This is a genomic window from Acidovorax sp. LjRoot129 (assembly GCF_964253765.1).
Taxonomy (GTDB): Bacteria; Pseudomonadota; Gammaproteobacteria; order Burkholderiales; family Burkholderiaceae_C; genus Acidovorax.
Map to the genome: position 1 here is coordinate 1,228,307 of NZ_CAXUSE020000001.1, position 9,271 is coordinate 1,237,577.

Annotated in this window: 10 protein-coding genes and 2 tRNA genes; 7 read left to right on the forward strand and 5 right to left on the reverse strand. The window is 59.0% G+C overall.

All coding sequences use genetic code 11. The features are described from left to right. Nucleotides 1–402 (forward strand): hypothetical protein, encoded by a 402-nt coding sequence (locus tag ACSQ3Q_RS05700; RefSeq protein WP_436133438.1) that lies wholly within the window; start codon nucleotides 1–3, stop codon nucleotides 400–402. A gap of 163 nt (nucleotides 403–565) precedes the next feature. After that, entirely contained in the window at nucleotides 566–943 is a 378-nt protein-coding gene (locus tag ACSQ3Q_RS05705) for a DUF3658 domain-containing protein (RefSeq protein WP_436133439.1), read from the forward strand. Nucleotides 944–1,035: 92 nt separating this feature from the next. Here ACSQ3Q_RS05705 and ACSQ3Q_RS05710 read toward each other — a convergent pair whose 3' ends face one another. After that, nucleotides 1,036–1,629 (reverse strand): DUF4272 domain-containing protein, encoded by a 594-nt coding sequence (locus tag ACSQ3Q_RS05710; RefSeq protein ID WP_436133440.1) that lies wholly within the window; start codon nucleotides 1,627–1,629, stop codon nucleotides 1,036–1,038. A gap of 237 nt (nucleotides 1,630–1,866) precedes the next feature. On the opposite strand from ACSQ3Q_RS05710, the gene hrcA reads away from it, so the two are divergent. The 4 genes from hrcA to greB all read left to right on the forward strand — a co-directional run bounded on the left by hrcA (nucleotide 1,867) and on the right by greB (nucleotide 3,923). Beyond that, nucleotides 1,867–2,871 (forward strand): heat-inducible transcriptional repressor HrcA, encoded by a 1,005-nt coding sequence (gene hrcA / locus ACSQ3Q_RS05715; RefSeq protein ID WP_436133441.1) that lies wholly within the window; start codon nucleotides 1,867–1,869, stop codon nucleotides 2,869–2,871. A gap of 53 nt (nucleotides 2,872–2,924) precedes the next feature. After that, nucleotides 2,925–3,001 (forward strand) — tRNA-Ile (locus ACSQ3Q_RS05720). 203 nt (nucleotides 3,002–3,204) lie between these two features. Next, nucleotides 3,205–3,281, forward strand: a tRNA-Arg gene (locus tag ACSQ3Q_RS05725). A gap of 78 nt (nucleotides 3,282–3,359) precedes the next feature. Beyond that, nucleotides 3,360–3,923, forward strand: a complete 564-nt coding sequence (greB, locus tag ACSQ3Q_RS05730) for a transcription elongation factor GreB (protein WP_436133442.1) — start codon at nucleotides 3,360–3,362, stop codon at nucleotides 3,921–3,923. A 43-nt stretch (nucleotides 3,924–3,966) separates the two neighbouring features. On the opposite strand, the gene ACSQ3Q_RS05735 is transcribed toward greB, so the two are convergent. From ACSQ3Q_RS05735 to ACSQ3Q_RS05750, 4 genes are all read right to left on the reverse strand, one after another. Then, nucleotides 3,967–6,246 carry a RelA/SpoT family protein gene (locus ACSQ3Q_RS05735; protein ID WP_436133443.1) on the reverse strand — a complete coding sequence of 760 codons (2,280 nt, stop codon included), beginning with the start codon at nucleotides 6,244–6,246 and terminating at the stop codon, nucleotides 3,967–3,969. 96 nt (nucleotides 6,247–6,342) lie between these two features. After that, on the reverse strand, nucleotides 6,343–6,546 hold the full coding sequence (gene rpoZ, locus ACSQ3Q_RS05740; RefSeq protein ID WP_005794722.1) for a DNA-directed RNA polymerase subunit omega: 204 nt from the start codon (nucleotides 6,544–6,546) through the stop codon (nucleotides 6,343–6,345). Nucleotides 6,547–6,562: 16 nt separating this feature from the next. Then, a complete protein-coding gene (gene gmk / locus ACSQ3Q_RS05745) occupies nucleotides 6,563–7,183 on the reverse strand; it encodes a guanylate kinase (RefSeq protein ID WP_436133444.1) in 621 nt (206 codons plus the stop codon). Between the two features lie 36 nt (nucleotides 7,184–7,219). Next, a complete protein-coding gene (locus ACSQ3Q_RS05750) occupies nucleotides 7,220–8,137 on the reverse strand; it encodes a YicC/YloC family endoribonuclease (protein WP_436133445.1) in 918 nt (305 codons plus the stop codon). A gap of 75 nt (nucleotides 8,138–8,212) precedes the next feature. Here ACSQ3Q_RS05750 and ACSQ3Q_RS05755 point away from each other — a divergent pair, with 75 nt between their 5' ends. Further along, nucleotides 8,213–9,229 carry a serine/threonine protein kinase gene (locus tag ACSQ3Q_RS05755; protein WP_436133446.1) on the forward strand — a complete coding sequence of 339 codons (1,017 nt, stop codon included), beginning with the start codon at nucleotides 8,213–8,215 and terminating at the stop codon, nucleotides 9,227–9,229. Nucleotides 9,230–9,271: the final 42 nt, after the last annotated feature.

The following is a 9,271-nucleotide window of genomic DNA, read 5'->3' on the forward strand; positions in this document are numbered from 1 at the left end:
TTGAGCCTCCTCAAAACCCGGGGCGATTCAGTTATCGTTCTTGCCGCAGCAATTGGCGGTCTCGCTAGCGGACCGTTCTCGCTCCATGCTACTTCGGCCAGTCAGCCTTCACATGTGTGGGAAGACATCCCACTCGTATTTATCGGCTGTGCACTTGGCCTATTCATGGTCATTGGCTTTCAGGCTCTGCTGCGAAACTTCCGCGCCGCTCGGTTTGCCTCACTTGCGTTTGGCGCGATTGGTGTCTATTTTCTTGCTGCTGGCGTGGCAGCTGCCGTATGGGGACTGATCCAGTTCGGAGCCGTCCCTCACGCTTTCATTTTGCTGGCCTGCGGGCTAGGAATCATTGCGGGGGTTGCGGTGTGCCGTCTTCTATTCTCTTCAAAATGGTCAGCGATCTAACTGGTTGCTCTATAGGATCGACCGTGTCGTCCGCTAGCCAACGTTGAGTGTCTGCTTTGCTAAGCGCCACCGACTGTTACTGGCCGAATTCTGCCCAAGGTCTAAAAACGTTAGCGGGGACCCAGCACAAGGTGGGCCAAGACCCTAAAAAATTTAGCACGCTATGTCACGAACGAAAACCTCAGATTTCCAGTTGCATGAAGACATACGCTGCGTCGGCGGGGAATCTGACGACCAAGAGCCTGACGGTCCACTAAGTGCGGGACAGCAAGCACGCGTTGAAGCGCTATCGCAGTGCCAAGTAGCTGCGGCCGACGATGCGCTCATGAGTGCGGCGGCACCCCAGTGGCAAAAAGTCGCCCGTTTGGTCGCAGAGGTAATGACGAGCACTTGGCCCAACAAACCGAGCGGAATTGCGGATGTCTACTACGCTCAGCGTGTGGATAGGCTGGTCCAGAAAGGCATCCTGGAAGCGCAGGGAGACTTAAGAAGAATGCGATTTAGCGAAGTGCGACTGGCAACTTCACACAATCCAACGTGACCTAGCAGTAAGGCTGACACACTAAAAGCAGCCCGCTTGCTTTGTCGGTTGAGTGCGTGCCTTTATCTATCGCCAGAGACTGCTTCTGGCCGTCAGGTGTCGGTCGTAACGTCATCCCACAACTGGCCACAGTATCCGACCAGCCAGTTAATCGCATGGTGACGCTCCCTAACGACGTCCTCGTCGACCGCTGAGACGCTCGGTCGATAGCCTGGGCGCGACAAGCGACGCTGACGCGCGACCACGTGTAGCTCTTGTATTTCATAGGCTGCAGCAAAGAGCTCATCCTCCGACCTGAGCCTCGCAGAAGCGCGAAATTCCGTCGCAGACTCGTCGCCGTAAGGAGGAAGGAGCTCTTCTATGAAAGCCACACTGGTCTCAGGCGCCGGAAATGGGATGGCTGGAATCTTATTTAGTGCCCAGAGCAAAACAACGAGACGCTCGCTTTGCCAGGAGAAATCAATAACGAGCTGTCTGCTCGCCTGCTCATTCAATAGCATCTGCTCACTCGTCGTGAGCTCGCTTAAGAGGCCCATCTCGGCTATCCATGCCAGAAGCTCGTCGCACGGAGCACCGACAGTTCCTGCAACGGCCGCACCAAGAGCCAACGTGCGGTTCAGCACATCTTGAAGGGGACGAACCGCGTCCTTTTCGTCGCCGCCAATTTCCAGGGACCGAGCTGCCATAGGTGAAATGAAAGTTGATGACCGAGTGCGCCGTTGACGGGGTGGTCGCGTTAGATGGACTGCGATTGTTGCCTGGACAGTAGCCAGTGCGCGCGCTTCAGAGCTTGACAGCGACAGTCTGCTTTTGGCCGATAGCGGTCATGTTACCAACGGCTGGCAAGGCTGCACCCACGGCCGTTTCGCGCTGCTACTATGAATGTTTGCCTGCGAGCGACCTTACAACCGTAAAATCACTTCATGCTCGATGACCGTGCCAAGTTGTTGCTGAAAGCTCTGGTCGAGCGCTACATCGCCGACGGCCAACCTGTCGGTTCGAGAACACTCTCACGTGCGTCTGGACTCGATTTGTCGCCCGCCACCATTCGTAATGTCATGGCGGATCTGGAGGAGATGGGCCTTATCGCAAGCCCGCATACCTCCGCAGGCCGGATTCCCACTGCACGTGGCTATCGACTGTTTGTCGACACCATGCTCACCGTGCAGCGAGATCCGCTCATGCACCCGGAACTGGTGGCAGAGCAACCCCAAAAAGTGATCAGCAACGCCGCCCAGGTGTTGTCCAATCTTTCCCAGTTCGTCGGCGTTGTCATGGCGCCTCGGCGGACGTCGGTGTTTCGCCACATTGAGTTCCTGCGTCTGTCTGAGCGGCGGTTCCTGGTCATCATTGTGTCGCCGGAAGGGGATGTTCAAAACCGTGTGATCTTTACGGACGTGGACTACTCGCAGTCGCAACTCATCGAGGCTTCGAACTTTTTGAATACGCACTATGCAGGGCTTGCAATGGAGCAAGTGCGTGAGCGCCTCAAGTCTGAAGTGGACCTGTTGCGCGGTGAGATCGCATCACTCATGCAGGCGGCTGTGAATGTAGGGTCCGAGGCCCTTTCGCAAGCGCAGGACGAGGTGGTGATCTCGGGTGAGCGCAATTTGCTTGCAGTGAGTGATTTCTCCAGCGACATGGGGAACCTGCGGCGCGCGTTTGACCTGTTCGAACAAAAGACCCAGATACTGCGGTTGCTGGACATTTCCAGCCAAGCAGAGGGGGTGCGCATCTACATCGGCGGCGAGAGCCATGTGGTGCCGTTCGAAGAATTGTCAGTGGTCAGTTCGCCGTACGAAGTTGATGGCAAGGTGGTGGGTACCCTCGGTGTTATCGGCCCCACGCGCATGCCGTATGACCGCATGATTCAAATTGTCGACATCACGTCAAAGCTCCTGTCCAACGCCCTCAGCCATCGCAAGTAACACCTACAATACGGCGCTTGCCCCGTTGTATGCAAAGCGCTGGAGCATGGCCTGGGGCGTTAGCTCAGTTGGTTAGAGCAGAGGACTCATAATCCTTTGGTCGTTGGTTCAAGTCCAACACGCCCTACCACTCTTCGGTTCCACTCTGGACGGTTCGCAAAGCCAGTTTGTTGCGATGCTTGGCGGTTTTCGCTTTTTGAAGCTTTGCCGTGCATTACAATCGTGGCTTGCGTTGAATTGAGTAGTCGACAGCCTCTCGTTAGAGAGATAGAAGACAGAAAAAATGCAGGGTTTCGAGGGTCGCCAAGAAATCATGCTATAATTCGAAGCTTAGCGGCTGTAGCTCAGCTGGATAGAGTACTTGGCTACGAACCAAGGGGTCGTGGGTTCGATTCCTGCCAGCCGCACCAATGTTTAAAGCCTGCAATCGAAAGATTGCAGGCTTTTTCCATTTGTCCCGGTGCTTTGTATCGAGGGGGAGATTTGCCATGAGCAAGGCCTTTACCAAAGAAACCGATGGGGCGGACGACGATGAGTTGACCCTCCCCGCGCTACCTGCTGGCGGTAAAAACTACATCACGCCGGCCGGCTACAAGCGCCTGCGGGACGAGTTGTTCGACCTGATCGACAACGAGCGCCCGAAGGTGGTCGAAGCTGTCCATTGGGCTGCGAGCAACGGGGACCGGTCTGAAAACGGGGACTATCTATACGGCAAGAAGCGGTTGCGTGAAATCGACCGCCGCATACGGTTTCTGACCAAGCGTCTGGAGATTGCCGAGGTGGTGGATCCAAGCCTGCACGCCGGCAGTGATCAAGTTTTCTTTGGCGCTACAGTGACTTACGCAGACGACGCAGGGGTTGAGCGTTCCATCACCATCCTGGGCATCGATGAGGCCGAGAGCCGCGACGCCCAGGTCAGCTGGATTTCGCCAGTGGCACGCGCGTTGTTGAAGGCGCGCGTGGGAGATGAAGTGCAGCTTCCGACGCCGGGGGGCGTCCGCACACTCGAGGTCGTAGCCGTGAATTACCCTCGTACTTCAACAGCAGCTTGAGCGAATGCGTTAGCACTCGCCGCGCCATCAAGAGCGGACGGTGTTACGCCTGCGGGGTGATGCGGGCTGCACGGATGACGGCTTGTGTCCGCCGCAGATTGCGCAGGGCCGTCTCCAGGTGAGTCTGATCACGCACGGCCACGATGAAGCGCAAATCCGTGGTATCAAGCGCTGCTTCGTCGTCCATGTCGACATGGGTGATGTCCGCTTCCGAATTGGCGAGTTCTGCAGCCACTCGGGCGAGTACGCCCTTGCCATTGCTCACTGTCACCACCACCCCGGTTTCGAACATGCGGGTAGGCTCATCGGACCAGTCCACCGCAATGAAGCGCTCGCTGTCTTTGTGCTGAAGGCGCTTGGCTACGGTGCAGTGGGCGTTGTGGACCACCAACCCCTCACCCCGCCCCAGGTAACCCACGATGCTGTCGCCCGGCACCGGCCTGCAGCAGGTTGCGTATTGCACAGAGGCGTTTTCGCTGCCGTCGAGGGTGACCGCACCCTGTGACAGCGTTTCGTGCGATGTGTAGCGCTCACGGGTCATGAGCAGCGCGTCGGGGCGATGGCCATGTTCTGACATGAGCACCATGAGCCGTTTTGCCACGATGCTGGCAATGCGTTTGCCAAGGCCCAGGTCGGTCATCAGTTCGCTGCGAGTGCGGTTGCCGGTGAAGCGCAGCAACTTGTCCCACAGGGGCTGCGTTTCTGCATCGAGCGGCGGCAGTTGCTGCAGGCCCTCGGCGCGGATCGCCTGGGTCAGCAGCTTCTCTCCCAACCCTTCAGACTCGGTTTGTGCCAGGGTCTTGAGGTAGTGGCGAATCTTGGAGCGCGCGCGGCCTGTGCGGACAAAGCCCAGCCATGCGGGATTGGGGGTGGATACCGGCGCAGTGATGATTTCAACGACGTCGCCGTTCTTGAGCTCCGTGCGCAGAGGGACCTGCTCGTTGTTGATCTTGGCGGCCGTCGTGCGGTCGCCCACGTTGCTGTGAATAGCGTAGGCGAAGTCCACCACGGTAGCGCCACGTGGCAGCGCCATGATCTGGCTTTTTGGGGTGAAAACGTACACCGCGTCAGGAAACAGGTCCACTTTGACGTGGTCCCAAAACTCCGCGGCATCGCGTGTTTCATTCTGGATGTCGAGCAGCGACTGAAGCCACTTCGTTCCGAGTCGCTCGGCCGAACTGCCGTCGCCGTCCTGCGCCTTGTAAAGCCAATGCGCAGCCACCCCGGCTTCGGCAATGACATGCATCTCGTCGGTGCGCATCTGAAACTCAATGTTCACCCCGGACGGCCCCACCAATGTGGTGTGCAACGACTGATAGCCGTTGAGCTTGGCAATCGCGATGTGGTCTTTGAACTTGCCGGGAACCGGCTTGTACATCTGATGCAACACGCCCAAGGCTGTGTAGCAGTCCGTCACTGAGGGGACGATCACCCGAAAGCCGTAGATGTCTGTCACCTGGGCAAAGCTCAGGTGCTTGAGGTCCATCTTTTGATAGATGGCGTACAAGGTCTTTTCGCGACCGGCGAGACGGACCTTCATGCCGATCTTGGAAAACGCTGCGTCCACTTCGCTCTGGACCTTTTGCACGAGATCGCGGCGGCGGTTGCGTGATTTGTGGACCGCCTTCGAGAGCGTCGCGTAACGCCACGGATGCAAATGGCGGAAAGAAAGGTCCTGCAGTTCCCGGTAGGTCTGGTTCAGCCCCAGTCGGTGCGCAATGGGAGCGTAGATCTCCAGTGTTTCTGACGAGATGCGTCCCCACTTGCTGCGAGGCATGTCCGACAACGTGCGCATGTTGTGGGTGCGGTCGGCCAGCTTGATGAGAATGACGCGCACATCACGAGCCATGGCCAGCAGCATCTTGCGAAAAGATTCCGCCTGGTTCTCTTCGCGGGTGTGGAACTGCAGCTTGTCGAGTTTGGTGAGGCCGTCTACCAGCTCGGCCACCGGCGCGCCAAAGCGATCAATCAAATCCGCCTTGGTCACGCCGCAGTCTTCCATCGCGTCGTGGAGCAGTGCTGCCATCAGGGCCTGCGCATCAAGCTTCCAGGTAGCGCATTGGGCCGCCACCGCAATCGGATGTGTGATGTAGGGCTCGCCGCTGTTACGCAACTGACCCAGGTGGGCCTCGTCTGCAAATCGGTAGGCTTGGCGCACCTGCTCGATGCTGGCAGCGTCGAGATAGTCCAGGTTGTCGGTCAGCGCAGCAAAACTGGCCGCTGCTGCGTTGGCTGCCGCTGCGGCCGCCGAGAGGGCGCCTGGCGCAGGCGAATCGCCAGGCCGGGACTGCGTTGCAGAAGGTAAGTTGAGCACCGCGTTCATGCCTTTAATGTAGCGCGGAGTGCATCCGGCCACTGTGGCGCAAAAAAAAGCACCGCAGCAGCGGTGCTTTTTGGTGGCTAACGCCGAGGAGAAACCTCAACCAGGAACCTTCTTGAGCATCTCCAGGCCAACCTTGCCTTCAGCGATTTCGCGCAGGGCGGTCACGGCAGGCTTGTTACGGCTTTCAATGCGGGGCGCGTGGCCCTGGCTCAGCATGCGTGCGCGGTAAGTAGCGGCCAACACGAGCTGGAATCGGTTGGGGATCTTTTCCAGACAATCTTCTACGGTGATGCGTGCCATGGGGGTGCTCCGGGATTCAGGTGATGTTGAGCGACTGGAATGTGTCAGCACGGGCGCGGCGCTGGGCGGCGTACTTCAGTCGCTGGGCATGAACCACGGCTTTCAAATCGAAAAGCGCGCGTTCAAATAACTCGTTGATTATAACGAAGTCGAATTTACTGACCTGCGCCATCTCTGTGGCCGCATTTTTGAGCCGCACCTCGATGACGTCTGCGGAGTCTTCACCTCGACGCTCGAGGCGGGACCTCAGCTCTTCCCAGCTGGGGGGGAGGATGAACACCAAGATTGCATTGGCGAAGGCCTGCTTGATCTGCAACGCCCCCTGAAAGTCGATCTCCAGGATGACGTCCGTGCCCTGCGCAATCCGCTCCTCGATGGCTTTCTTGGAGGTGCCGTAGCGGTTGCCGTGGACATGGGCCCATTCGACGAACGCGTTGCCCTCGACCATGGCGTCGAACTCGGGTTGCGACGCAAAGTAGTAGTCGCGCCCGTGCTTTTCCTGCCCGCGCGGAGGTCGGGTGGTATGGGATATCGACAGATGCACGTGGGAGTCAAGTTCCAGCAGTGCCTTCACCAGGCTGGATTTGCCGGCACCGCTGGGCGCCGCCACTACGAAGAGATTTCCTGGATAGTCCATGGTAGATCAGCGCCGGGCGCTATCAAAATATGAGTCTTATTCGATATTCTGCACTTGCTCGCGCATTTGCTCGATCAGCACCTTCATGTCCACGCTGATGCGGGTGAGGTCCAGCGCCGCGGATTTGGAGCCCAACGTATTGGCCTCGCGGTGCAGTTCCTGGATCAGGAAATCCAGACGTTTTCCGACCTCGCCACCCTTTTTCAGCAAGCGCTCGATTTCGTCCAGGTGTGAATCAAGCCGCGTGATCTCCTCAGCCACATCAATGCGGATGGCAAAGGCGGTGGCCTCCGTCAGGGCGCGGTCCCGGGCCGCCTCGGGCAGCGTGGCACCGTCGGTCAGAGCCATGGCCTCTTTCCAGCGCTCCATGAAGCGCAAGCGCTGTTGTTCAACCAGTTGCGGAACCATGGGCACGGCCTGGGCGGCCAGGGCCCGCAGTTGCTTCAAACGGTCCAGCAGCATGGTGGCCAGGCGTTTGCCTTCACGCTCCCGCGCTGTCATCAAGGCTTCCAGTGCCTCCTCGGCGAGTGCCGGCACGGCTTCGCTCCAATCCTGGGAGCCGGACGGCGCATTGGCGCACAAGCGCAGGGCATCGGCCACCGTGAGCGGGGCTGCATCGGGCAACCATGCCCTCACGGAATCCTGAATCGAATTGAGCCGTTGCAACAAACGGGGTGGCGGGTCTTGCAGCGCATTGCTGTCTTCGTTTTCCAGGGCAGCACGCACCTCGACCTTGCCCCGCTTGAGGCGGGCAGTGAGCAGGCTGCGCAAGGCCGGCTCCATCGCGCGAAGCTCGTCGGGGAGGCGGAAGGACAGGTCCAGAAAACGGCTGTTGACCGAACGGATTTCGAGCCCCAGCCGGCGCGATTGGGGTGCGCGGGCGTCGGTTTCTGCGCCAGTGGCGGACGTGCCATGCTGTGCGCTGGCGTATCCGGTCATGCTGTAAACTGGCATTGGACTTTTTGATGGTTGCTTGCGATCCGGCGATTATCCGGGTTCCGCTCTACCCCCGAGTCATCTTCGCAAAATATGTCAAAAATCAAGCCGGCTCCCTTGCCGCCCGACACCGCCATCGGTGGATACCGCGTGGTCCGCAGGGTGTCCTCCGGGGGCTTTGGCGTGGTGTACCTCGCCACGGACAGCGAAGGCCAGCAGGTCGCCATCAAGGAATATCTCCCGTCGTCGTTGGCGACCCGCGCGCCCGGCGAACTCCTGCCCAAGGTGCAGTCCGAAAAGCTGTCGCTGTACCGCCTGGGCCTCAAAAGCTTCTTTGAAGAAGGCCGTTCGCTGGCCCAGATTTCGCACGCCTCGGTGGTGAGCGTGCTCAATTTCTTTCGCGAGAACGAAACCGTCTACATGGTGATGAACTACCTGGAGGGCGCGACCCTGCAGGACTTCATCATCACCGCACGCGACCTCAAGACGCAGAAGGTCTTCCGCGAATCCACCATCCGTTCGCTGTTCGACGAGGTCCTGCGCGGCCTGCGCATCGTGCACCAGCACAAGATGCTGCACCTGGATATCAAGCCGGCCAACATTTTCATCACCGACGACAACAAAGCCGTGATGATCGACTTTGGCGCCGCGCGCGAAGTGCTGTCCAAAGAGGGCAACTTCATTCGCCCGATGTATACGCCCGGCTTTGCCGCGCCCGAGATGTACCGCCGCGATTCGCAAATGGGACCCTGGACGGACATCTACGCCATTGGCGCCTGCATCTACGCCTGCATGCAGGGTTTTCCGCCCAACGAGGCGCCCCAGCGCATCGAAAAAGACCGCCTCTCGCTGGCGCTGACCAAGCTGCGCGGCGTGTATTCCGACAACCTCATCGAGGTGGTGGAGTGGTGCATGGCGCTCGACCCTTTGTCGCGGCCGCAGTCGGTGTTTGCGCTGCAAAAGGAGCTCAGCCGTGAAGGCGAGCGCCGCTACACCAAGCTCACGGTGGCCGAGAAGATGCGGTTGCAGCTGGACACCCTGGTGTCAGACACCAAGAAGAATGTGCAGAAGGTGGGTGAAGCCACCGGTATCGGAGCGAAACCCAAATGAAAACGACCCAGGCGAAGCGGGTTCAGGCGGGGCGCCTATTCA